This is a genomic window from Aquimarina muelleri DSM 19832 (assembly GCF_000430665.1).
Lineage (GTDB): Bacteria > Bacteroidota > Bacteroidia > Flavobacteriales > Flavobacteriaceae > Aquimarina > Aquimarina muelleri.
The window spans coordinates 156,690-183,352 of the sequence record NZ_AUML01000004.1 but is presented as its reverse complement, the minus strand read 5'-3'; the positions used below and the strand labels follow the sequence as shown (position 1 = coordinate 183,352).

The 26,663-nt window shown below is 31.2% G+C and carries 22 protein-coding genes; 13 read left to right on the top strand and 9 right to left on the bottom strand.

Annotated features, from left to right (window positions below; all coding sequences use genetic code 11):
* Positions 1-119 precede the first annotated feature (119 nt).
* The 6 genes from H527_RS0104065 (at position 120) to H527_RS0104040 (ending at position 9,290) form a co-directional block, all read left to right on the top strand.
* A complete protein-coding gene (locus H527_RS0104065) occupies positions 120-2,750 on the top strand; it encodes an AsmA family protein (protein WP_027411522.1) in 2,631 nt (876 codons plus the stop codon).
* A gap of 480 nt (positions 2,751-3,230) precedes the next feature.
* Positions 3,231-4,415 carry a hypothetical protein gene (locus H527_RS21380; protein WP_051316624.1) on the top strand — a complete coding sequence of 395 codons (1,185 nt, stop codon included), beginning with the start codon at positions 3,231-3,233 and terminating at the stop codon, positions 4,413-4,415.
* A 29-nt stretch (positions 4,416-4,444) separates the two neighbouring features.
* Entirely contained in the window at positions 4,445-4,885 is a 441-nt protein-coding gene (locus tag H527_RS21375; protein WP_051316623.1) for a hypothetical protein, read from the top strand.
* Positions 4,886-5,302: 417 nt separating this feature from the next.
* Entirely contained in the window at positions 5,303-6,583 is a 1,281-nt protein-coding gene (locus H527_RS21370) for a hypothetical protein (protein ID WP_051316622.1), read from the top strand.
* Between the two features lie 61 nt (positions 6,584-6,644).
* Positions 6,645-7,094, top strand: a complete 450-nt coding sequence (locus H527_RS0104045; RefSeq protein WP_027411521.1) for a hypothetical protein — start codon at positions 6,645-6,647, stop codon at positions 7,092-7,094.
* Between the two features lie 783 nt (positions 7,095-7,877).
* A complete protein-coding gene (locus tag H527_RS0104040; protein ID WP_035087361.1) occupies positions 7,878-9,290 on the top strand; it encodes a pyridoxal phosphate-dependent decarboxylase family protein in 1,413 nt (470 codons plus the stop codon).
* Here H527_RS0104040 and H527_RS0104035 read toward each other — a convergent pair.
* Positions 9,287-10,081 (bottom strand): DUF2797 domain-containing protein, encoded by a 795-nt coding sequence (locus H527_RS0104035; protein WP_027411519.1) that lies wholly within the window; start codon positions 10,079-10,081, stop codon positions 9,287-9,289. The two genes, H527_RS0104040 and H527_RS0104035, sit on opposite strands and share 4 nt — an antisense overlap.
* A gap of 146 nt (positions 10,082-10,227) precedes the next feature.
* Here H527_RS0104035 and H527_RS0104030 point away from each other — a divergent pair, with 146 nt between their 5' ends.
* Positions 10,228-11,757 carry a GH3 auxin-responsive promoter family protein gene (locus H527_RS0104030; protein ID WP_027411518.1) on the top strand — a complete coding sequence of 510 codons (1,530 nt, stop codon included), beginning with the start codon at positions 10,228-10,230 and terminating at the stop codon, positions 11,755-11,757.
* 235 nt (positions 11,758-11,992) lie between these two features.
* A complete protein-coding gene (locus H527_RS0104025) occupies positions 11,993-12,298 on the top strand; it encodes a hypothetical protein (protein ID WP_027411517.1) in 306 nt (101 codons plus the stop codon).
* Between the two features lie 107 nt (positions 12,299-12,405).
* Here H527_RS0104025 and clpX read toward each other — a convergent pair whose 3' ends face one another.
* The 8 genes from clpX to H527_RS0103985 form a co-directional block, all read right to left on the bottom strand.
* Entirely contained in the window at positions 12,406-13,638 is a 1,233-nt protein-coding gene (gene clpX / locus H527_RS0104020) for an ATP-dependent Clp protease ATP-binding subunit ClpX (RefSeq protein WP_027411516.1), read from the bottom strand.
* Positions 13,639-13,738: 100 nt separating this feature from the next.
* Positions 13,739-14,413 (bottom strand): ATP-dependent Clp endopeptidase proteolytic subunit ClpP, encoded by a 675-nt coding sequence (clpP, locus tag H527_RS0104015; RefSeq protein WP_027411515.1) that lies wholly within the window; start codon positions 14,411-14,413, stop codon positions 13,739-13,741.
* Positions 14,414-14,515: 102 nt separating this feature from the next.
* Positions 14,516-15,838, bottom strand: a complete 1,323-nt coding sequence (gene tig, locus H527_RS0104010) for a trigger factor (protein ID WP_027411514.1) — start codon at positions 15,836-15,838, stop codon at positions 14,516-14,518.
* Between the two features lie 96 nt (positions 15,839-15,934).
* Complete coding sequence (locus tag H527_RS0104005) at positions 15,935-16,282, bottom strand: phage holin family protein (RefSeq protein ID WP_027411513.1); 348 nt, start codon at positions 16,280-16,282, stop codon at positions 15,935-15,937.
* Between the two features lie 87 nt (positions 16,283-16,369).
* Positions 16,370-17,959: an SGNH/GDSL hydrolase family protein gene (locus H527_RS0104000; RefSeq protein ID WP_027411512.1), complete on the bottom strand. Its 1,590-nt coding sequence runs from the start codon at positions 17,957-17,959 to the stop codon at positions 16,370-16,372.
* A 5-nt stretch (positions 17,960-17,964) separates the two neighbouring features.
* Positions 17,965-19,221, bottom strand: a complete 1,257-nt coding sequence (locus tag H527_RS0103995; RefSeq protein WP_027411511.1) for an OmpP1/FadL family transporter — start codon at positions 19,219-19,221, stop codon at positions 17,965-17,967.
* A 122-nt stretch (positions 19,222-19,343) separates the two neighbouring features.
* Complete coding sequence (locus H527_RS0103990; protein ID WP_027411510.1) at positions 19,344-20,111, bottom strand: alpha/beta fold hydrolase; 768 nt, start codon at positions 20,109-20,111, stop codon at positions 19,344-19,346.
* A gap of 10 nt (positions 20,112-20,121) precedes the next feature.
* Positions 20,122-20,835 carry a pyridoxine 5'-phosphate synthase gene (locus H527_RS0103985; RefSeq protein WP_027411509.1) on the bottom strand — a complete coding sequence of 238 codons (714 nt, stop codon included), beginning with the start codon at positions 20,833-20,835 and terminating at the stop codon, positions 20,122-20,124.
* A 103-nt stretch (positions 20,836-20,938) separates the two neighbouring features.
* Here H527_RS0103985 and H527_RS0103980 point away from each other — a divergent pair, with 103 nt between their 5' ends.
* The 5 genes from H527_RS0103980 (at position 20,939) to bamA (ending at position 26,660) form a co-directional block, all read left to right on the top strand.
* On the top strand, positions 20,939-21,595 hold the full coding sequence (locus H527_RS0103980; protein ID WP_027411508.1) for a CBS domain-containing protein: 657 nt from the start codon (positions 20,939-20,941) through the stop codon (positions 21,593-21,595).
* A 43-nt stretch (positions 21,596-21,638) separates the two neighbouring features.
* Complete coding sequence (locus H527_RS0103975) at positions 21,639-22,523, top strand: NAD kinase (RefSeq protein WP_027411507.1); 885 nt, start codon at positions 21,639-21,641, stop codon at positions 22,521-22,523.
* Between the two features lie 99 nt (positions 22,524-22,622).
* Positions 22,623-23,300 (top strand): type IX secretion system protein PorG, encoded by a 678-nt coding sequence (porG, locus tag H527_RS0103970; RefSeq protein WP_027411506.1) that lies wholly within the window; start codon positions 22,623-22,625, stop codon positions 23,298-23,300.
* Between the two features lie 2 nt (positions 23,301-23,302).
* Positions 23,303-24,040, top strand: a complete 738-nt coding sequence (gene uppS, locus H527_RS23460; RefSeq protein WP_027411505.1) for an undecaprenyl pyrophosphate synthase — start codon at positions 23,303-23,305, stop codon at positions 24,038-24,040.
* A 4-nt stretch (positions 24,041-24,044) separates the two neighbouring features.
* On the top strand, positions 24,045-26,660 hold the full coding sequence (gene bamA / locus H527_RS0103960) for an outer membrane protein assembly factor BamA (RefSeq protein WP_081414548.1): 2,616 nt from the start codon (positions 24,045-24,047) through the stop codon (positions 26,658-26,660).
* Positions 26,661-26,663 lie beyond the last annotated feature (3 nt).

Here is a 26,663-nt window from a genome sequence, read left to right as displayed (position 1 = left end):
TTTATAATGAAGTAAGTATAATTTATAAATTTGATATTCCTAAAAACTATTACTCTTAAATTTTACATAGATCTTTATAAATACAAGTCTGACTATTAAAAAATCATATATTAAAACAGATGAAAAAAGCCTTCAAAATTTTTGGTATTTTTATATTATTACTCATTATAGGTATTGTTTCTATCCCTTTTTTGTTTAAAGGAACCATACAGGATAAAGTGCGTTATTTGATAAATGAACATGTAAATGCAAAAGTAGATTTTGCTAATATAGACATCAGTCTTATTAGAAGTTTTCCTCAAGCCTCCGTAGTGATTGATAATTTTTCTGTAATTAACCATGCTCCTTTTGAAGGAGATACGTTGGCATATTCAAAAAGAATTGCTTTGGATATGTCTGTAAAAGAATTATTTAAAAGTGCTTCAGAACCAATTAGTGTAAAAAAAATAATTATTGACGAGGCTAATATTGCTATTAAAACAGATTCTTTAGGGAATTCTAATATAGATATTGCTAAGAAAAAAGACACTAATCCTGAACCTGTACTTGAAGAAAAAAATAGTTCCTTCACTTTTGATTTAGATCATTACGAAATAAATAATAGTAAAATTTTATTTAAAGATGATATAAGTAAGACTATATTATCGATGACACAACTCAATCATAGTGGAGACGGATCCGTATCTGGAGAAAAAATAATTTTAGACACAAAAACTAATACCGAAGCGTCATTTAGCCTCCAGAACACGGAGTACCTAAACAGAAACAAACTAAACCTTGATGCTAAAATAGAATTAGATCTTAAAAATCAAAAATACTCTTTTAAAGAAAACAAAGCATTGATTAATAGATTACCACTTGAGTTTTCAGGGTATGTTCAATTATTTAAAAAATATACTGATGTAGATCTAAGCTTCAAAACTCCATCATCAGATTTCAAAAATTTTCTAGCAGTAATTCCCGAAGCGTATGTTAAAAACCTGGACGGGATACAAACTAGTGGAGATTTTTTAATTGATGGCATTATTAAAGGAAAATCTGATGATACTTATATCCCTAAAATGGATATTAAAATTATTTCTAAAAATGCCTCTTTTCAATACCCTGATTTACCAAAAGGAGTTAAAAATATAAATATCAACACACAAATTAAGAATGATAGTGGATTGATAGATGACACCTATGTTAATATTGATGATTTAACTTTTAAAATAGGTCAAGATTCCTTTGCTGTAAGAGGTAGCTTAAAGAATCTTACAAAAAATATGATCGTCGATATGATGATGAAAGGTACTTTAAATTTAGCACATTTAAATCAAGCATACCCTCTTCAACTTGAAGAAAAATTAAATGGTATTGTTAAAGCAGATATCCAAACTAATTTTGACATGTTATCTTTAGAAAAAGAGCAATATCAAAACATAAAAAGCTCAGGAACTGTTAGTCTATCTCAATTTACATACGCTTCTCCTGATACTCCAAATGAAATCAAAATAGAAAATGCTAACGTAAGTTTTAATCCTGGAACTATCACATTAGATAAAATGCAAGCATCCACAGGAAGATCAGATCTTAACGCTACAGGAACCATACAAAACCTTATGGGGTTTTTATTTGCTAAACAAGATTTAAAAGGAAACTTTGATGTTAATTCTAATGTTTTTGCTGTAGATGATTTTATGGTTGGTGAAAAAGAATCCGAAGATGAGATAGCGAATTCGAACACTAAAAAAGTTACGGAAGATGAAACAATGAGAATCCCTTCATTTCTAGATGCCACGTTAAACTTTAACTCTAAAAAAGTATATTACGACAACCTTGAGATGGAAAACACAAAAGGAACTGTAAAAATAAAAGAAGAAACTGCATTTTTAGAAAATGTAAGCTCTAATATTTTTGATGGTGGCATAGCGCTTAACGGTAATGTTTCTACCAAAAACAAAGTTCCTACTTTTGATATGGCTTTAGATTTAAGTAAAATAGATATTGTAAAGTCTTTTAACAATCTGGATTTAATAAAAGGCCTTGCCCCTATTGCTAAAGCACTTACAGGAAACCTTAATACTACTGTAAAATTAAATGGTAACTTAAACGAGAACCTTATCCCTGTCTTAACTTCTTTAAAAGGAGAAGCTCTTGCTGAAATCCTAAACGCACAAGTTTCTACTACTAAAACTCCTTTTTTATCTAAATTAGATAACCAGCTTAACTTTATAAATATAGATCAATTAAATCTAAAAGAAATTAAAACAAATCTAAGTTTTAATGATGGAAAAATAAATGTAAAACCTTTTGAATTTGATGTAAAAGGAATAAAGATTACTGCTGGAGGCCAACATGGATTTGACCAAAACATGAATTATAATATCAAACTCGATGTTCCTGCTAAATATCTAGGTAATGAGGTAGCAAATTTGATATCTCAATTAGATCAAAAAGAAGCCAATGCAATGACTGTCGGTATCCCCATAGGTATCTCTGGAAATTTTAAAAATCCAAAAATAGATGTAAACCCAAGTCAAGCAATAAAACAGCTTACACAACAAATAGTTGAAAAACAAAAAGATAAAGTTAAGGGTGAAATAAAAGATAAAGGAGCAGAAATACTATCTGACCTACTAGGTGGTAAAAAAGAGAAAGATTCTACTAAAACAAATACCGAAGAAACTATAAAAAATACAGCAAAAGATATTTTAGGTGGCTTTTTTGGCAAAAAAAAGAAAAAAGATTCTACCAAAACAAATAACTAATACCAGTTGTTGTTTGAGTTTACTGGAAAATAAAATTAAGATTTTTTGTTTCAGTGAAGAAGAAAAGCTTGTGCTAGACTTGATCTGGTATCAAGCATAGCTAAGACTACGGTTTATATTTATTCTGAAATTGAAGAATAAAAAGAACATTTTATTCTGGTAAATTCAAATGATAAATGGTATAAACAATACTCCTCCCTTAACAATATATTTAAAAAAAAACATAATTAAAAAGCACTATTTATACTCTAGAATATAAATAGTGCTTTTTAATTATGTCTAATCGATCACAATAAATTTAGTAAAATCAGGTTAACAATTTAGTAATCTATAACCTACAATATAAGTATATATATAATCATAATTTTAACCCCAAAATTAAATTTCCCCTCAGCTATGAACTCAAACAATATCCTCTTAGTTTTTTCTTGTTTTCTTTACTTTACTTCTTTTTCCCAAGCAAAGATTGATGACAATCAAATGACTTGGACTAAAGGCTGGACAAGTTTTGACCCCAATAACCAAGAATACCCTGAGCCAGAAAAAATACTCCCTAACATTATAGACTCTGATCTATACCTAAAAAACGATACGACTTATTTATTATCTGGAAATGTATACGTAATCAATAATGCCACTTTAACAATACAAGAAGGGACAACTATAAGATGTAATGTAGAAAACGTAGCCAGTTTAGTTGTTACAAAAGGAGCTAAACTACTTGCAAAAGGGACAAAAGGATTCCCTATTGTTTTTACTTCAAATAAACCAAAAAAAAATAGAAAATCGGGAGACTGGGGTGGTATTATAATTGCTGGAGCTGGAAAAATAAACTCCCCTTCCGCTTCTAAAATCATAGAAGGAAATTTTCTGCCTCAATATTCATTATATGGTGGCGTAGACGAGCATGAAATGACAACAATAATGACTTATGTCAGAATCGAGTTTGCTGGAAAAAAAATTAACCAATCTAAAGAATTAAATGGTTTATCCCTTTATGCATTAGGAAGCAACTCTATTATCAATAATATTATGATAAGCTTTTCTTCAGATGATTCTTTTGAGTGTTTTGGAGGAAATGTAAATATGCATAATCTTATTTCATATAAAGCAAAAGATGATGATTACGATTTTACATTAGGGTATAAAGGACAACTAGACAATATTTTAGCTATCAGACATCCTTATATTAGTGACGTTAGTGGTTCTTTTGCTATCGAAGCAGATGGTTATGATAAAAAAGAAGGCTTTCTTATTTCAGAATCTTTATCCAGTATACATATTAAAAATGCTACATTAATAAACTTATCTAATCAAAGTAATTATAAGTACACTACCGCTGCTGTTTCTTCTAAAAACTTAGCTAATCTTAATATTGTTGATTCTCAAATATCTGGATTTGCAAACGTTGTTAAATTTGATAAAACATACCAATCGTATTCAGATCTTCAAAAATATTTTTCCTTAGAAAACAGTGTTTTTAACGTTCACAGCATGTCAATTATAACAAAACATAAATCTAAAATAAATGGAGATCAGATACTTAAATACAACATGTATACAAACAATTTTAGAAATGCAGAGGATTTATTTACAGATCCTTTTAATGAAACGAATCCTAAGTTTACATTAAAAGATTCTGAAAATTATACTGTAATGCAATAAATTTAAATTTCTCTAATAAAATTACTCCAATGATAAAATTACTTAGCACATTTTTTTTCTCTCTTTTTTTAATAGGTACTAGTTTTGCCCAAAGTCAAAAAAACATATTTTTTGATCAAAAAAACTTAGTTAATAAGTTTCATACAATAGATGAATTAGAGGATTTAAAAAAAGGAGACCTAATAAAGCTTTATACGGAACGAATTAACGAAATCACTATCATTCTACCTTATTTAGCCTTAACAAATGAAGCTGGGGTCAAGTTATCAGATATTGGTATAAAAGAAAATTCAGATCATTTAAAATCATTAGACAAGCATCATACAATAACTATAAAGGCATTGGAAAACACGAAAGGTGTAATTGCAGAATTTATACCATACGCTGATACCGAAAAAATTGTTTGGGCTATTCTATATTTTGAAGAAATCATCAAGAAGATTAGAATAGGTGTTAATGGAAATTTTTAAGTTTCCTTCAGAAATAATCATTTTACAAAATTAACTATCTGACAATCTTATTTTTTGTATCACTCTCATATTCAAAATAAAAACATACTATTTATAGGATATAATTTATTATTATTTTCATTTTAAACAAGTGTTTAAATATAAATTCCTCTAAAAGCAAGCATTAAGATACTGTAAGAAATCATCCGTTTTTTATAAAAAAGATTCGAAATTTTAAATAGGTCATTAAAACAAACACATATATGTAGGAATAAATCCTACGTATATGTGTTAAATTATGTTAAAATATCGATGAACGTACAAAGTTTGCGGTAAAAACGTAACCAAGTTTACCTAAACTCTTTTATCTTAGTATTCTATAAATTGGCAGAAAGAAATTTCCTCCAAAAGTTTTAACCCCCAAAAGAAACCACTATCATGAAAAGATGTTCTCTAATAACAACTTTTATTTTACTGTTAACTTTCAATTGCACCTTAATTAATGCTCAACAAGGTTTTAATGAAAATAATGACAGATGGCTTAAAGTATGGACAGATTTTGCTCCTAATAATACTGGTTATCCAGAAGCAGAAGAGAAATTACCTAATATAATTTCAGAACACACCTATCTAAGAAGTGATGTTGTTTATTTATTATCTGGAAAGGTATATGTAACCAATGGAGCATCTTTAACCATACAAGAAGGTACCATAATACGATGTGACTATAAAAATCCTGCAAGTCTAATAATGACGAAAGGATCAAAACTAATCGCTGTAGGCTCTAAAGCTTACCCCATTGTTTTTACATCCAGTAAAGCGTCTAGATCCAGAAATAGTGGAGATTGGGGTGGCATTATAATTGCTGGATCTGGAAAAGTAAATAGTATATCTGGAAGCGGTATAATCGAAGGAGATTTAAATCCAATTTATTCGGTATATGGCGGAAATCAAGTAGATGAAGAAACTACAATATTAAGACATGTAAGAATCGAGTTTCCTGGCAATATTTCAAAAAATGGCATAGCATCTAATGGACTGTCATTATACGGTATAGGAACCTCCTCTATCATAGAAGATATTATGGTTAGCTATTCTGGAAATGATTCTTATAATATTCGTGGAGGTAAAAACAACATAAGCAAATTAATTTCCTTTAAAGCTCAAGGAGATGACTACCAAATCACTGAAGGCTTTAAGGGTAATCTAAATAACATTCTTGCCATTAGACACCCTTACATAAATAGCCCTCAAGGATCTTATGCTCTTAAATTAGATGGATTTAATGAAGATACTGGCTTTATAAAATCTAGTGCTGTAACTGATGTTACAATAACCAATGCTAATCTTATAAACTTATCAGACAAAACTAATTATCAACATACAACAGCAGCCATATCAGCTTCTAACTCTGCAATTACTTATATACATAATTCCAAAATATCTGGCTTTTCTGATGTAGTAAAATTTGATCAATCATACACCTCTCTTGCTATAATTCAAAAAGCTTTTATGATGGACAATAGCTTTTTTAATATTCATGGCAAAGGTATTGATTCAAACAACAAAGTAATTAACGGAGCTTTAAACATCTTGAAATACAATAGATTTACTGAGAAATTTGTAAGTGTAAATGATTTATTTAGTGATCCTAATAGTGTTATTGCTCCCAAATTTAAATTAAAGCGTTCCCTAAACAACTATATGGTAATGCAATAAATTTTTATTCTAAATTTCATAAAAATAAATTTAAACCTAAACAATATACACTATAAATACTATGTCAAAAATATTTACCAATTTTATCTTTATTGTTTTTATTGCAATAAGCCCTATTGTAGTTGCTCAAGAAGTATCTGATGCTATCTTTTTTACAAAAAAAAGTCAAATAACTAAATTTCATACAATTAGTGAATTACAAACTTTAAAAAAAGGAGATCTTATAAAATTGTATCAAGATAGAGTTGAAGAAATAATGATTATACTACCCTTTTTATCTTTAGTTAATGAACCAGGAATAAGACTAAATGACATTGGCATTAAAGAAGATTCAAGACATGTTAAAACCTTAAGAAATAACACTCATTCTACTCAAAAAAATTTAGAAACAACAAAGCAAACCATAGAAGAATTAGTACCATATGCAGATACTGAAAAAATAATTTGGACCATTCTATACTTTGAAGAAGTAATCAAAAAAATGAGAATCGGAATTAACGGTAACTTTTAAATAATAATTTGTAAATATTCCTTTACATCATATCCACCCAACATTCAGTTTAATAATTGTTATTTATTTTTATAAACCCTGAATTTTTGCTTGTAAGATTATTTATACGATACTACTAAGTAAAAAAACATATTATTAACAATATATTTTGCTGATATTTTTTATCTATTCCAAGGTACTAATATTGGTATTATTAACCCCTTCATAAAAGAAAACATCTTCCCTAACATCCTTTCTTTAAATTTTAACCCAGAATCATCTGATTTTTTTTTCAGGATAACCGATGGACACAAATTACTTTTTGGTATACATTTTTTGATCTTCGTGTATCTCTTGTATTTTTTACAAATAAAAACACTACAAAACCCAAACTTTCTGATTTAAAGTTAATCATAGTTTTTTTTTATTAGCTATACCACATCCAATAGTAATACCATTTATCATTTGAATTTACCCGAATAAAATATTCTTTTTATTCCTCAATTTCAGAATAAATATAAACCGTAGCCCAACTATGCTTGATACCAGATAAAGTCTATCACAAGCTTTTCTTCTTCATTGAAAAAATATTTAGAGCTACAAAAATTGTATTCATTCTTATTTCTGCTTTTCAAATTATTAAACTATTAATAGATTTTTAGTATTATAAAATACTATTTTTTAAAACATTTATACAAGTATTTTTTATTTTATCTATTCTATATTTGCTGATTAGTTTAATAAATATATTGTATTGTGACTAGAGATGACCTCAATTCTAAATTAAGAATATCAAAAGAAGAAATGCAACAATATGGATACAAAATTATCGACCATATTGTAAATCATTTTGAAACTCAAAACTCAAAAAAACCAGTAACATTTGCTTCCAGAGAAGAAATGGATTCATTACTGACTGAAAATATTCCTGACAACCCCACACCTGCAAATGAAGTTCTAGATTTTGTAATGAATAATATCATACCAAACAGTAACATTGTATCGCATCCAAAATCCTATTCCTTTGTACCTGGCCCCAGTAACTACATAAGCGCCATGGCGGATACTATTGCAACAGGGTTTAATATCTTTTCTGGTGGTTGGGCAGCTTCACCAGCCGCTGCAGAATTAGAAATAATAGTAATGAACTGGTTACTTAATATTTTTGGATTCCCTACAAAAAAAGGGGGTGGTATATTTACCAGTGGTGGATCAATGGCAAATCTTACAGCATTAGTTACAGCTAGAAGAATAAAATGTGGAGATGACTTTTCTAAAGCTATAATTTATCTATCAGATCAAGCACATTCTTCTAATATTAAAGCTATAAAAGTAATTGGTTTTAAAAAGGAACAGATTAGGATCATACCAACAGATATAGAATTTAAAGTTGCTCTAAATAAGTTAAAAAATGTGATCGCTAAAGATCGACTCGAAGGCTTACAGCCTTTCTGTTTTATTGCTTCTGCTGGAACCACAAATACTGGGACAGTAGATCCTTTAAATGAAATTGCAGATATCTGTGAGAAAGAAGGTTTATGGATGCATGTAGATGGTGCTTATGGAGGTGCGGCTATACTATCGAGTAAAGGAAAACTACTTTTAAAAGGTATAGAACGAGCAGATTCATTAACCGTAGACCCTCATAAATGGTTCTATCAACCCTACGAAATAGGCTGCCTATTAATCAAAGACCATAGTTGGCTAAGTAGTACTTTTAGTGAAAAACCAGAGTATTTAAGAGACATAGAAGGAAATGAGTCTGAAATTAATTTTTATGATCATGGCATCCAATTAACCCGACGTTTTCGTGCTCTAAAATTTTATATGTCTATAAAAACATTTGGGCTGGAGTCATTTAAAAAAGCAATACAATACAATATAGATCTTGCCGAGCAAACAGAAGATATTTTAAGAAACAGTGCCTATTGGGAAATTACTTCTCCTGCTACACTAGCAATAATAAACTTTAGATATAACCCTATTGGACAAGGTTTATCTGAAAAAGAACTAGATTCTATTAATCAAAATATTTCTAAAAAGATAGTAGATTCAAGAGAAGCGTTATTAGTAACCACCGTTTTACAAGGTCAAATTGTATTAAGAATGTGTCTTATAAACCCTAGAACAACTATTGATGATATAAACAGTACATTACAACAATGTGAAGTATATGGGAAAGAAGAACTAAAGCTGATTCAGAAAAATCCTACTTAGAAAATTTTCATATTAACTACATATCCTTCATTATTTCTAACATTAAAAACAGTGTTATCTTCAAAAATAAGATACTGCCCTTTTATACCTTTAAGAACACCAGTAAACTCTGGTGTTTTTTCTAGGTTAAGACTTTTTAACTTATTTGGATATTGCAATACAGGAAAATGAATCTCTGTTTCTTTTCCATTTTCTATAAAATACTCCTTTACTTCCTCTGGTATAAAATCCTTTAATTTATTTTTAAATTCAACTAGATTTTCATCAACTATTTCATTCTTAAGCATAGTCCTCCAATTAGTTTTATCTGCAACCTTTTCTTTTAGGGCAACTTCGGTGATACCTGCTAAATATCGATTAGGAACCTCTACAATCTCTATTGCTTCATGCGCTCCTTGATCTATCCATCTGGTAGGTATTTGTGATTTTCGAGTTACCCCAACTTTAACATTGCTAGAATTAGCTAAATAAACAATATGCGGTTGAAGCTGTGCTTTCTTTTCAAACTCAATATCCCTATCCTCTATATCCAAATGTGCAGTACTTAATTCTGGTCGCATTACCCAATCTCCTACTTGTGGTTTATTATAAAAATCATCATAACAATATCCTTGTCTAAATATTTTTTTATTTTTTCCACAACCAAGGCATTGATATTTCACAAATTCTATTTGAATTTTTTTATTTAACAATTGGTTCATATTAATGAAATCAGATTCAAAAATTAAATAATATTGAATCGGATCTTCTAATTCTGTCCGCATTTTTGTAAGCACCCCTGTATATTGCATAAAAATCTCGTTATATAACTATAGTATAAGAAGAATGTGATTATTTTTATTATTTTAGTTTTTAATTCACACTTACCAAAAATAGTTTGTCTCAATTTAATAATAAAATGAGTTAATTCTATTTTTGGTTAAATATACATCAAAAAATGCCAATCCCATTAGTTAATTCTATAGCCAGCTGGTTTCTAAAAAAGCGTTTTCATCAAATAGAACTATTCCTCAAATATCCAAATGAGGTTCAGCTAGAGTTATTGCATGTCCTATTGGAAACTGCTAAAAATACTGAATTTGGAAAAATCTATGATTTTGCTACTATAAGCAATTATGAAACTTTTAAAGAACGAGTTCCAATAAGATCTTATGAAGACTATGAAGCCATGATAGAAAGAAGTCGCTTAGGAGAACATAATATTTTTTGGTCTACTCCTATTAAGTGGTTTGCTAAATCAAGTGGTACCACTGGCTCAAAAAGCAAATTTATACCCGTTAGTGAGGAATCTTTAGAAGGCTGTCATTTTGCTGCAGGAAAGGACCTTTTATGTATGTATCTTAATAATAATGAAAATTCTAAATTATTTACAGGAAAAAGCCTTCGATTAGGAGGCAGCAAAGAGTTGTATAAGGAGAATGGAACCTCATATGGCGACCTTTCTGCTATCATAATAGACAATATGCCTTTTTGGGCAGAATATAGCTCTACGCCAAATAACGAAGTCTCTTTAATGAGTGATTGGGAATTTAAAATGAAGGCTATCGTTAACGAAACTATTCAAGAAAATGTAACTAGCCTAGCAGGTGTTCCCTCTTGGATGCTAGTTTTACTTAATCAAGTTTTAGAAACTACTGGAAGTGAAAATCTCTTTAAAATATGGAATAATCTTGAAGTATATTTTCATGGAGGAGTAAATTTTGATCCATATAAAGATCAATACCAAAAAATCTTGCCCGAAAGTTCTTTTAAATATTATGAAATATACAATGCTTCTGAAGGTTTTTTTGCAATTCAGGATCACAACAACTCTTCAGAACTATTGCTAATGTTAGATTATGGAATCTTTTATGAATTTATTCCAATGGATACTTATGGCTCTGATAATGAAAAAGTAATTCCATTAAGCGAGGTAGAAATTGATAAAAATTACGCCATTATTATTACTACCAATGCAGGATTATGGCGTTATAAAATTGGAGATACTGTACGTTTCACTTCCATAAACCCTTATAGAATAAAAGTTTCTGGAAGAACCAAACATCATATTAATGTTTTTGGAGAAGAACTTATTATCGAAAATGCAGAAGAAGCTCTTAGGAAAACCATTCAAACAACTAATACCGAAATCATAGACTATACTGTAGCTCCAATTTTCATGAAAGAAAAAGAAAAAGGTGCACATGAATGGATTATAGAATTCAAAAAACACCCTGAAAACATTAATGAGTTCATAAATATCTTAGATCAAAACTTACAACAAGTAAACAGTGATTACGAAGCTAAAAGATATTGCAATACAACACTTAATATTCTTCAAATACGTGTAGCAAGACCAAATCTTTTTTATGACTGGCTTAAAAAGAATAACAAATTAGGAGGGCAACATAAAATACCTAGGCTATCTAATAAACGAACCTATATGGAAGAGCTTATCAACTTGAATAAAACTAATTCTTATTCTTAACCTAAAAAAAAACATTATACGACCTTTAAAAAGAAGGTATTAGGTAAATAATCAAATATTTTTACGGTTAAACCGTAAAAATATTATGTAAGAATTGCCGTTTTTAACAAAAAAAAGGGTGTTTCATCGTTCAAAAAAAGCGTTTAGTCTAAAAAACATAAAATCATTTTATAACATGAATTTTTCATATTAAATTTGTAACCAGATAGTTATAAAAATAACAAAGCCCCAATATATGAGAACTACGATATCTTGCTTTATTTTATTATTATTTTTTACAGGAATTAACGCACAAGAAATCAAAATTACAGACCCAACTACAACTAATGAAATTGCAGTTGTAAGTAATAATAAAAATACGGATATTCCGACACCTATAACATTGAAAGCAGAACAAATACTAGAAGATGATGCTTGTTATAGTGAAATATCTAAAATCACATTTTATGAGGCTCTAATTAGACAGAATGAATTTGAAATATCTTTAGGTAATAAAATTCTTGATCTAAAAAACACAGAAAACATCCTTACTAATTTATAAATTTTAAGAACTATAAAAAAGTAAAAAAACTAATATATCAACTATAAAAAAACACCTTTATTGAACGAATAAAGGTGTTTTTTTATAGTTGATATATTTAGCAATATTTAAGAAACAGCTTTAAGTTTTTTAATCGTAGACTTATTTAATTTCTTTTCTGTATAATCCTTATCCACAGTAAGCTCCGTTTCTTCACTTTCTGGCATCTCAAACATTGCATCTGTTAAAATCGCTTCACACAGAGATCTAAGACCTCTTGCTCCTAACTTATATTCCATAGCCTTTTTTACAATATAATCTAGTGCTTCGTCTGTTATGGAGAAATTTATATCGTCCATTTCAAACAGCTTTTTATATTGTTTTATAATAGCATTTTTAGGATCAGTCAATATAGACCTAAGAGTTTCTTCGTCTAAAGGATCCATATAAGAAAGAACAGGTAATCTACCTATAATTTCTGGAATCAGACCAAAATCTTTTAAATCTTTTGGTATAATATACTGAAGCAGATTATCTTTCTCTATAGTATCTTCACTTTTAGAAGCACTATATCCAACTGCTTGCATATTTAATCTCTTTTGTATGCTTTTTTCTATACCATCAAAAGCTCCCCCTGCAATAAAAAGAATATTTTCGGTATTAACCTCTATAAACTTTTGATCAGGATGTTTTCTCCCTCCTTTTGGCGGAACATTTACTACAGTTCCTTCTAACAACTTAAGTAGTGCTTGCTGCACTCCTTCTCCAGAAACATCTCTAGTAATACTTGGATTATCACTTTTACGTGCTATTTTATCTATTTCATCAATAAATACAATACCTCGCTGTGCTTTTTCCAAATTGTAATCTGCTGCCTGAAGAAGTCTTGTAAGAATACTCTCTACATCTTCACCAACATACCCTGCCTCAGTAAGTACCGTAGCATCTACTATTGCTAGAGGTACATTAAGCATTTTGGCTATAGTTTTAGCCATTAATGTTTTACCAGTTCCTGTTTGCCCAACCATAATGATATTACTTTTCTGTATTTCAATATCATCATCTGTTTTTGGTTGCAATAATCTTTTATAGTGATTATATACTGCTACAGACATTACTTTTTTAGTAAACTCTTGTCCTATAACGTATTCATCTAAGAATTTTTTGATCGCCATAGGCTTACGAAGCATTAATTCGCTACTAAGCTCACCTGTCTCCTCATCTTTAGCCTCTTCCACTACAATTCCATTTGCTTGAACAATACATCTATCACATATATGAGCATCCAATCCAGCTATAAGTAAATTAGTTTCAGGTTTTTTTCTCCCACAAAAAGAGCATTCTAAATCTTCCTTGGCCATAGTTATTTTAGTTTCATTTTCATAAAAATCTTTCTTGCTATACTATACAATATATAGGAATTACAAATATCCTTTATTTCGATTAGCACGAAAAATTATATCATTCTCTACTTAAAATTTCATCAATCATACCATATTCCAAAGCTTTATCCGCTTTCATCCAGTAGTCCCTATCACTATCTTCGTATACCTTATCATAGGTCTGCCCAGAATGTTTGGCTATAATTTTATATAATTCTTCTTTTAAAATCAAAATCTCTCGTGCAGTGATTTCTATATCACTTGCCTGCCCTTGAGCACCACCTAATGGCTGATGAATCATAACCCGACTATGTGGTAATGCAGAACGCTTTCCTTTTTCTCCAGCACACAACAATACAGCACCCATAGATGCAGCCATACCTGTACAAATCGTAGCTACATTTGGTTTTATAAACTGCATAGTATCGTAAATACCTAACCCAGCATAAACACTTCCTCCTGGGGAATTAAGGTAAATTTGAATATCTTTTGTAGAATCTACACTTTCAAGAAATAATAATTGTGCTTGAACAATATTAGCTACCTGATCATTAATACCTGTCCCTAAAAATATAATACGATCCATCATTAATCTTGAAAAAACATCAAAAATAGCTATATTCATTTGACGTTCTTCTATAATATTAGGAGTCATACCCACCGGATACATACTACTGATGATCTGATTATAATAATTACTATTAATACCTTGATGTTTCGTAGCGTATTTTTCGAATTCTTTCGCGTAATCCATATCTTTATTTTCTGAATTTTTATTGATAAAAAAAGCGTTAACCTAAAGATAGTTTAACGCCCTAAATATAAGTATAAATTCCTTAGTAAATTACAACATTAATTATTTGTAAACTTCTTTTATAAATTCATCAAAGCTCATTTCTTTCTCTTTAAGCTTAGCGTTTTCTTTAAAGAAATTTAACATTTTTTTACTCATTAATTGTTCTGACATTCTCTTAACCTCATCCTGATTAGACAATATTCTAGCTGCAATATCTTCTAACTCTTTATCTTCTGGAGAATTTTGCCCAAACTGAGCCATCTGTTTTTTAATTAGGTCTTTAGAAAAATCTTTTAATTCTTCAAAAGTTACCTGCAGATTATTATCCTTAATAATTTTTCCCTCTATTAACTGGTAACGAAGTCCTTTTTCACTTTTTTCATATTCGTCTTTTGCTTCATCATCTGTTAAAGGCTGCTCCCCTGTTGTACGAATCCACTTTTGCAAAAACTCTATAGGAAGGTCAAACTTAGTGTTTTCTAGTATATTTTCAGTAATATCATTAAGCAATTGTTGTTCTGATTGTTGTTCAAATTGACGCTCAGCATCTTCTTTAATTTTATCCTTAAGCTCTGTAGTTGTTTTAATAACTCCTGGGCCAAATAACTTATCAAACAATTCTTGATCTAAATCAGCAAGTTCCTGATTATTTATCTCTGAAATGGTAAAAACCACTTCGATATCTAAATCATGAGCTTCATCATGTTCTATTTTTAAAGCACTAATTAAATCATGATTATCACTAAATAATCCTTTTGTTTTTAAAGTAATAACATCTCCTACTTTTGCTCCAATAAATTTATCTAGATTCTTTTTTCCTTTAATCTTTTCAAGCGATATTGTAGTTGCATTATCTATTCCTTTTTCTTCGTTAGTAAAAGAACCGGCTATTAGATCTTCTTTTTCTACAATATCTTTAGGAACCAACTTACCATATTGTTTTTGAATGGTTTTAATCTGGTTATCTATCATCTCCTCTGTAGCAACTATCTTATAATGAGTAACTGCTTTTTTCCCATTGAGAGTTACTTCAAATTTTGGAGCTAACCCTAGTTCAAACTCAAAAGAATAACTATCTGTATCCCAATCAAAATTTTCTTGTTCTTTAGGAAGAGGATTTCCTAGAACATCTAATTTCTCTTCAGTAAGATATTTATTTAATGCATCTTGTAATAGCTTATTAACTTCGTCTACCAAAACGGCTTTTCCATACTGCTTTTTCACAAGCCCCATAGGAACGTGGCCTTTTCTAAAACCAGGAATATTAGCATTTTTACGATAGTCTTTAAGGATTTTTTCTACCTTATCACTATAGTCTTCTTTAGCGATATCTACCGTTACCACCGCATTCAATTCGTCTAATTGCTCTTTTGAAATATTCATTATCTCTTCGTTTACTACTAAAAATTGGGTTGCAAAAGTAATACTTTTTTACATCACAACAAATTTTTAACTCCCTGAAAAACAGCAAGCGTTACATTAATTTTTATCTTTCTTTAAAATAGAATGTAGTATAGATTGAAATATAGACAACAAGATACTAAAGATCAGCGCCCACAACCAACCACCTACATTAAAACCTGCTATAAAATAATCTGCCAATAAAATAATCGCAGCATTAATTACTAAAAGAAACAACCCTAAAGTAAGTATCGTAGCAGGCAATGTCAAAATAACCAATAAAGGCTTTACTATCGAATTTAAGACAGCTAAAACAGCCGCAACAATCAAAGCACTCACATAATTATCCACCTCCACTCCTGGAAGGATTTTAGCTAAAATAAGTACTGCTAGAGCACTTAAAATAAGTTTAAGTAGAAAATTCATACTTCAAAGATAAACTTTATCTCTTTTTAATAAAAAAAACCTGCTAAAAAACAGCAGGTTTAAAATATATTTTTTTTAAATATCTTATTAATTCACTTCGTTATTAGCAGTAACGGTACCATAATTACCTATATTAACCCTTGGGAATTTAGCTTCATAAGTTTCTTCAAGAGCTTCCAACAATGCATTAGCAACCAATGCATGTCCTCTTGGAGTAGGATGAACACCATCTAAAGAAAACCCTCCTCCAGATGCAAAAGTTGAAGTAACAACCCCTCCATCAAAAGACACTCCAGTTTCTGCTACTTGTAACAATAACGATTTTGCACTTACAAACGCCAAACCATTAGCCCCTGCAACAGCCTTAATAGTAGCGTTATAAGAATCTTGCGCTATTTTTATTGCTGTCTGTTCTTCTGGAATTAAAACATACTTATCCTCTAACGGAAGCGTAAGTCCGTTTACAGACAATTGACCTGCTGTTTCTTTTGGCACTCCCATCCCAATTAATTCTGCAACCCTAGCCGTATTTACTTTACCAATAACTCCTGAACTTCTTAGCGTTAATAAATCCGAACTTTTAGCCTGCCTTGCTTGACCATATTGAGCAGCAACAATTGGAGCCAAAGGACCAAATGCCCCTCCTAAAGCAACTGTAAGACCTGCCGTTATATCTGTAAGGGATTCATCTTTGATAACCACAGCACTAGCTGTTGTAGCAGAAAATTGTATTGCTCTCTCTGGAACACCTAAAGCTGTAAAAGCCATATTTAAACCAGCATATGTAGCATTAAGTGTTGGTATTTGCGCAGCAAAACTTGGATCCAAAGGATTTAGCGGCGCAAAAGGTACTGTTGTAAAAAATGGAGCAGAAGTAATGTCTGGTATATCTAACAATACCCCTTCGGTTCCATTAACAGCAAGAGCTTTTACTAAATCGCTATAAACAGATGCAAACACATTATTATTCGTAATATCATTAGAACCATAAGTAGATGGCACTAAATTACCTGTAACATTATGATCCTCACCCACTCCACCAGAAGTAGCATAACTAAGAATATCATTATTACCTATCCACAAGCTAAAAAATGTTGGCTTTTGAGCTACTGCATCCGCAATAACTGTAGTTTCTGAAGATGATGCAAATCTTGCAAAATAAGGATTTGCCAAACCTGCTTGTACTCCTGCTACATTACCATACCCAGGAGCTGCAAGATGATAGCTTTTTGCACCCGGAACCCCCATATTATTGAAAGAACCTGTTAATTTATTAGAAACATCTGTAGTAGGTTTAGCTCCTGTGTATACAGCTGGACCTACTGGCTTACCTTTATCATCAAAAACTAATACAAATCTATTATCTAAAATCTGATTCCCTCCTAACAAAGCTCCACCAGTATTATCAGCCATTAACGGCTGCATAAACTCTCCTCCTCCTGCTAATTTAAATTGCTGAGCCAATATATTTGGATATGAATTTTCTTGCCCCGTAATATATAATGCACCGTCTGCATAACCAGCCGTAAGAGAATTACCTAGAGCAACATAATTACTTAAATCTAGTTTACCACTCACATAAACCTCTGCTCCATCGATTGGAGTATCAAATTCTGGTTCACAAGCTATTAATCCTAATGCCAGAATCGCAAAATATTTTATATTTTTCCTCGTCATCTTTATTACATTTTATAAGTTAAACCAAGTCCAGGTGCAAAAGCACTAGATTTATACGTTCCCCCAAAAGGAACTTCCTGCCCATTCTCTTTATAATGATCATAAGAAGCATCTACCTCTTTAAACTTCAAATAAAAGAAAGAAGCATCTATAGCCAGTTTAGGTGTTATAGCGTAGCTCAAACCTCCTGTAAAACCATCTGAATCATTACGTGGAGTTTCTGGCGCAAAAAAACCTGCTTGCACAGGAGATTCATCACGATAATACCCAGCTCTTAAAGTAATTTTATCTGTTGCTTGATATTGCAACCCTAAACGATATGCCGAAGAGTCTTTATAGTTACGAGGATTTACAGAATCCGGGCCTGTAGGTGTACTTCCAAAATCGATATCTAAAGATTTGTACACTCCCCAGAACTGCCTGTTATAATCAAATGCAAAAACCCATTTATTATATTCATATGACAAACCAACTGTTAACTCTGCTGGCAAAGGCAAAGCGGCATCAAAAGTAGTAGTTCCGTTAGTTAATGGAACCGCGGTAGAATTAGGAAGGTTCGAAAATGTAGCTTCTCCTCCTTCAACCTCCACAATAATTTCACTTCGGTAATTAAACCCTAAACGCAAATTTTCTGTCGGATTAAACATAGCGCCTACACTCCATCCCCATTTAGTAACACCAGAATCCTCTACAGTAACATTAGAACGATTCCCGTCTATATCAGAAAGTGTTCTACTAAGATTTCTATTAAAGTTTACTGAACCTATAACATAGATTGGCCCACCACCAATACTAAAATAATCCGAAATCTTAAAAGAAACCACTGGCTGAATATAAATTGCAGCAAGATCGATATTATTTACTAAATGAGATCCTGCCCAATCCGTTGGCCACGTAACCTCACTACCGTATGGTGTATAAACACCAAGACCCACAGACATCCAATCGTTTACTCTATAAGAACCATACAAATTAAGAGGAGTACCTACAGAACTATCTGTTTCATAAGAAATGCCTAAATCTTCATTCTGAAAGATTACATCGGTAAAAATACCACTTGCTCCAACACTAACATTTAGTTTATTTTCTAAATATACAAGACCTGCTGGATTAAAGAATACCAGTTCTGCACTATTAACCACTGCTACCCCTGTATGCCCCATAGCCATAGCCCTCTGTCCTTGTACACTAACTCTATATCCACCTGCATACGTGACCAAAGTCACCAAGACAAATAGAACTAATAATAATAGTTTTTTCATAATTAATTTAGAATTATTTTGTTATTTTAGGATTTTGAAAAAATTGATTTACCAAATTTAATAGAAAATACCAATAATACAACGAAATCATCAAAATATTATGCATACATAGTATTTTTTGCTTATTTATTGATAAATTCTAATACTTCTTTAAAAAAATCTTTAGGATTTTCTGCATGTAACCAATGCCCTGCATTAGAAATTTCTAAAATCTTAGAGTCTGGAAATTGTTTTTTAATTCTTATCTGATCCTTCTCCAGTATATAGTTTGATTTTTCCCCTCTAAGAAAAAGTGTTTCCCCTAGGTAAATATCATCCTCAGGAAGTTCTACTCCTATTTCGCTTGCATTGTTAATCAGAGCCTTTAAATGCATTCGCAACCCCAACATGTTTTTTTCTTTCCAATATAGGTTTTTAAGTAAAAACATCCGAACTCCTGCATCAGGAACATATCCCTCTAAAGCCACATCAACATCTCCTCTGGATTTTAATACTTCAAAATCTAAAGAATCTAGTCCATCTAAAATATCCTGATGATGTAATGGGTAATATTTTGGCCCAATATCTACAATTATTAAACGACTCAATAATTCTGGATATTTTACAGCAAAAAGCATTGCTGTTTTACCCCCCATAGAGTGCCCTAAAAGATTAATTTTATCTAACCCATGATCGTTACAATAGGTCTTTAAATCTTCCGCCAACGAATCATAATTAAACACCTCGCTATGAGGACTTCTACCATGATTTCGCTGATCTAACAAATGCACTTGAAAGCCTTGGTCCGATATTTTTTTTCCTAAAGTCTTCCAATTATCCCCCATTCCTAAAAAACCATGCAGAATTATGATAGGAAAACCGTTTCCAAAAACATTAGCATATAATTTCATAATGAAAAAATTATTTAAGACGATTTAAATACATATTAACTACATTCTCAAGCCCCAAATAAATAGACTCACTTATTAAGGCATGCCCAATAGAAACCTCTAAAAGACCTGGGATATTTTCTTTAAAAAACTTAATATTATCTAAAGACAAATCATGACCTGCATTAACTCCAAGATTTAGATCTATTGCAAGTTGAGCGCATTTTGCATAAGGTATAATAGCTTCAGAATTTCCTTTAGTATATTCTGACGCAAACTCTTCGGTATACAACTCTATTCTATCAGCACCCGTAGTAGCCGCTCCTTCAATTATATCTAAAACAGGATCTACAAATATAGAGGTTCGTATTCCGTTACGTTTAAATTCAGAAATCACTTCTTTCAAAAATCCCATATGCTTTTTTGTATCCCATCCAGCATTACTGGTTATTGCATCTTCTGCATCAGGAACCAGAGTAACCTGAGTAGGCTTAATATCTAACACCAGATCCAAAAATTTAGGAACAGGATTACCTTCTATATTATATTCTGTAACAACAACAGGCTTAAGATCATATGCATCTTGATATCTAATATGTCTCTCATCGGGTCTTGGATGTATTGTTATACCCTGACCCCCAAAATTCTGAATATCTATAGCTACTTGTATCAAGTTAGGAGTATTTCCTCCTCTAGAATTACGTAACGTTGCAATTTTATTAACATTAACACTTAACTTTGTCATAGTTTTTGATGTCTTTATACTGAAAAAGCAAAAATACAAACTTGAGAACGCCTTGATTGTATATTTTTTGATTATTTTGCATAATGATAGTCCCTTATAAATTATGAAAACAAGTTTATATATTGTTAATGAAATAGAACCTCTTGATTTATCGGTAAAAGTTACTGATGCTCAATTACTATTTAACGAACTTACCTACACTCATTTCCCTGTTATTAAAGATGATGTTTATCTTGGCTGTGTTTCAGAAACAGATATACGTTGTTTTGAAACAGACAAGACACTAGAGGCATACCAATATTCTCTAGAGGGTTTTTATACCAGAAGTGATGACAATTGGCTAGATATTCTAGAATCATTTGCTAAAAATAATTCTAACATAATGCCCGTTCTAGATGATCACAACAAATATTTGGGATTTTTTGAGCTAGGAGATATCATTACTTTTTTTAACGAAACTCCTTTTTTAAGCGAGCCAGGAAACATCCTTATCATAGAAAAAGGTATTTTAGATTACTCTTTTAGCGAAATTTCGCAAATAGTCGAATCTAATAACGCAAAGATATTGGGTTTATTTATTTCTAAAATGAAAAATGATGTTGCACAAATAACTCTAAAAATAAGTGATAGTGATCTTAATAATATTGTACAAACATTTAGGAGATATAGCTACAACATCATTTCTAAACACCCTGAAGACACATTTTTAACAAACTTAAAAGAAAGGTCTAAATATTTAGAAAAATACCTAAACATATAAAATTAGTATACTCAACCCATCATTAACACAAATTAAATTTATAATGAAGATCGGTATATATGGTCAATTTTATCATAAAAATTCTGGAATTTACATACAACAGTTATTAGAAACTCTTGACAAAAACAGTGTCGAGGTTGTAATTGAAAAAAACTTTCTGGAATTAATAAATCTTCATGATGAGATTACTAAAACATATTCGCATTTTAGCACTTTTGAAGAATTAGACACCTCTTATGATCTTTTTTTTAGTATAGGAGGAGATGGCACCATTTTAAAAACGATTACATACGTAAGAGATCTTGGTATACCAATTGCAGGGATAAACACAGGTAGGCTAGGTTTTTTAGCCACAATTCAAAAAGAAGAAATTAAAGACAGTATAGCACTTATTTTAAATAAAGAATACCATATCTCTCCAAGAAGTCTAGTTACCATAGAAACCCTACCTGCAACAGAAGAATTTGGGGTATTAAATTTTGCCATGAACGAAATTGCAGTAAGCAGAAGAAATACAACATCTATGATAACAGTACACACTAGTCTTAATGATGAATTTCTCACTACCTACTGGGCAGACGGCTTAATTGTAGCAACTCCTACGGGCTCCACAGGGTATTCTTTGAGTTGTGGCGGACCTGTAATGACTCCTGATGCAGAAAACATGGTACTTACCCCCATCGCACCCCACAATCTTAACGCAAGACCTTTAGTTATTCCGGACAATCAAGAAATACAGCTACGAGTATCTGGCAGAGAAGATGCTTATCTAGTTTCATTAGATTCTAGAATACACACTTTACCTAATGAGACTACTGTAGTGATCAAAAAAGCTTCTTTTAAAATCAATATGGTTATACTTAAAGAAAATAGCTTTCTAAAAACCTTACGTAAAAAGATGCTTTGGGGGGAAGATAAACGCAATTGAACAATAAATTACATTAAAAAGTGTTTTTTATTCATACTATTTTACTCAAATTCTTGTGTAGTAAAGTTAATTGTTATATTTGCAAACTTTTGAAAATCTATGAGATACTTAGCATCACTTATAATCATTGTGTTTTTTACACAAACTATCACGTCACAAACTTACGAAGTAGGATTGATGGCTGGAGGAGCTAACTATGTAGGAGATGTAGGATCTACATACTATATTTCTCCCAATGATATTGCTTTTGGAGCAATAGGAAAATGGAACCGAAGTAAACGACATGCATTTAGAGCATCATTTTTATATGCAGAACTCAATTCTAATGACAGCAAAGGAGACGAAAGAAGAAAACAAAGAGGGTTAAGTTTCACTAATTCTGTAAAAGAAATATCTATCGGAATGGAATTTAACTTCTGGGATTGGTATCTTTACGATGGAGAATCCCAGTTTACCCCATATCTATATTCAGGAATTACAACATTTAACTATGGCGCTCAAGCCATTGATAATAATAATAAAATTGATGCATATAGTGACAAATGGAGTTTTGCGATTCCAATGGTATTAGGTGTTAAAAAAACATTAGGTCGAAAATTTGTAATAGGTGCAGAAATAGGTGCAAGATATACATTTACAGACAATATAGATGGTAGTAATCCTGACGACAGGTTTGGTACTGGATTTGGTAATTTAAACAACAACGACTGGTACATATTTACCGGCATAACAATATCTTACACATGGGGTAAGATACCTTGTTATTGTGCTTTTTAAAAATGATTGATAAAAAACAACTAAATTCTAATATCCCAAAGCACGTTGCTATTATTATGGACGGCAACGGGAGATGGGCAAAAAAGAAAGGTTTATTTAGAGCTGTTGGTCACGAAAATGGATCTAAAGCCGTTCGTGAAGTAGTAGAAAATTGTGCTGAAATCGGGGTTAAATACCTTACTCTTTACGCGTTTTCTACAGAGAACTGGAACAGACCAAAACTTGAAGTAGACACCTTGATGAAGCTTTTAGTAAACGCTTTAAAAAAAGAGATTAAAACACTACAAAACAACAATATAAAGCTTAATGCTATTGGAAATTTGCAATCTTTACCAAAAAAAGCAAGAACCGAACTTTTGCAGGTTATAGAAAAAACAAAAACTAATAGTCACATGACGCTTACCCTTGCACTAAGTTACGGAAGTCGGGAAGAGCTTATAAAAACTATTCAAGAAATAAGCATTAAAGTTAAAAATGATGTAATTTCGCCACATCTTATAAATGAATCAGTCATTAATGAGCATTTGTATACAAAAAATCTACCAGATGTAGATTTATTAATACGCACCAGTGGAGAACAACGTATTAGTAATTTTTTATTATGGCAGATTGCGTATGCAGAATTATATTTTACAGAAATTTTATGGCCAGATTTTAAAAAAGAAGATTTATTCGAGGCCATATTCAATTATCAAAAAAGAGAAAGAAGATTTGGAAAAACTAGTGAGCAGCTCAGTTAAAGAAATGACAAAAAAATTACCTATTGCGTATTTTACGTTACTCGCATTATTAATATCAACATCACTTTTTGCACAAAATATACCTAGTGCTAACGGGAAACAATACACCATTGGAGATATTAAAGTAACTGGTATAACCAGTTATAATGAAAACACCGTAATTACTTTTACCGGACTTAAAAAGGGAGAACGCATTTTTCTTCCCGGAGATCGAATAAGCAAAGTCATCAAAAAATTATGGGATCTTGAATTATTTAGTGATATTAATTTTTACATAAGTAATGTAAATGGCGATGTAGCTGATCTTGAAATTAACATTCAAGAAGTAGCAGAACTAAATCAAATTCGAATAAAAGGTGTTAAAAAGCGTAAATCCGAACAGTTAATCAAAGACAATGGGCTAACCAAAGGAGCTAAAGTAACGGAAAACCTTATAACCACTACTCGTAACTTTATTTCAAATAAGTACAGAAAAGATGGTTTCCTAAATACAAAAGTTGTTATCAACACTATACCTGTTAAAGACACAGTAGTTAACAATAAGGTAAATATGGTAATTCTTATCGATAAAGGAGATAAAGTTAAAGTAGACAATATCAATATCGAAGGTAATCAACAACTTACTGACGCAATGGTTCGTAGCGCTATGAAAAACACTAAACGCAGAAAACCATTAAGATTCTGGAAACGATCAAAATATATACGAGCAGATTACGAAGAAGACAAAAATAATATCATTATAAAATATAAAGAAAAAGGATATAGAGATGCTCGTATTACTTCGGATAGCTTAGTTATAGAAAGTGATAAAAGTGTGTCTTTAAACCTTAATATAGATGAAGGTAATAAACATTACTTTGGTAATATTACATTTTTAGGAAATAGTGTATACACAGATCGACAATTAGCAAGACAATTAGTTATTAAAAAAGGAGAGGTTTACAACGGTGTTCTTTTGGAAAAGCAAGTTTCAGATAATAGCAAACCTGATGCAGATGATCTTACTAACCTATACCAAAACAATGGGTATTTATTTTCTTCTATTGATGCTGTAGAGACTAAAGTCTATAATGACACCATAGACTTTGAAATCAGAATAAGAGAAGGGAAACTAACTCACTTTGAACATATTACAATTAGCGGAAATGACAAAACAAATGACCATGTGATTTATAGAACACTTAGAACAAAGCCTGGTCAACGCTACAGCAAAGAACTTGTTGTTCGCACAGTTAGAGAATTGGGACAGTTAGGATTTTTTGATCCTGAACAATTAGAACCTCAATTTAAAAATGCAAATCCACAAGCAGGAACTATAGATATTAACTATCCTTTGGTAGAAAAAGGATCTAGTCAAATTGAGCTTCAAGGAGGTTTTGGCGGAGGTGGTTTTGTAGGTACACTAGGATTAGCATTTAGTAATTTCTCTATCCGAAACATCTTTAATAAAGACTCCTATAGCCCCCTACCAATGGGAGATGGACAAACCCTTAGAGTCAGAGCCCAAGCAAGTAGATCTTTTCAAACCTACAGTCTTTCATTTGTAGAACCTTGGCTTGGAGGAAAAAGACCGTATCAATTATCTACTTCTTTCTCTCACACTATACAATATTTGCTTACTAATCGTAGAGATGTAAATAGAAATAACAAGTTTTTAATAACAGGAGGATCCATTGGTATCGCAAAAAGATTAAATTGGCCCGACAACTATTTTACACTATCCCAAGCAGTTAGTGTAAGACATTATAATCTTAAAAATTACAACACACGACTATTTACTTTTGGTAATGGTTTTGCTAATGATTTGTCTTATACTATAGGGCTTAACAGAAATAACACTACCATAAACCCTGTTTTCCCCACAGGTGGATCCGAATTTAATATAGTTGCAAAACTATCTGTTCCATATTCTCTGTTTGATGGTGTAGATTATAGCGCATTAAAAGACAGAAGAGATACAATCGAAAATGAAAACCCTGGGATTATTAATAATCCTAGTATAAACTTAGAACGATATAAGGAAATAGGAGAGATTGATCAAGAGCGTTTTAAGTGGTTAGAATATTACAAACTAAAATTTGATGGTTCATGGTATACTAGTTTAGTTAAGCTAGGCAAAAACCCACTAGTTCTAAAAACAAGTGTAGAATACGGTTTCTTAGGAGCTTATAATAACGATAGAGGAAATATTCCTTTCGAACGTTTTTTCTTAGGAGGAACTCAACTAGGTGCAAATAGCCTTGATGGTAGAGAAATCGTAGCACTAAGAGGGTATAAAGATCGGTCTCTAACACCTGCTAGTAGAGCTAATAGTCAAGATTTTGATGCCGATGGAACAACAATTTATAATAAATATTCGTTAGAACTTCGTTATCCTATAACATTAAAGCCAGCAGCGTCTATATATATGTTAGGATTTATAGAAGGAGGAGCTACTTATGACAGCTTCAAAAGATTCAATCCTTTTCAATTAAGTCGCTCTGCCGGAGTAGGTTTACGTATCTTTATGCCAGCTTTTGGATTGCTTGGTATGGATTTCGGATATGGATTTGATCCCATTCCAGGAACAAATGAACCAAACGGATGGGAACCCCATTTTATCATAGGACAACAGTTTTAATTT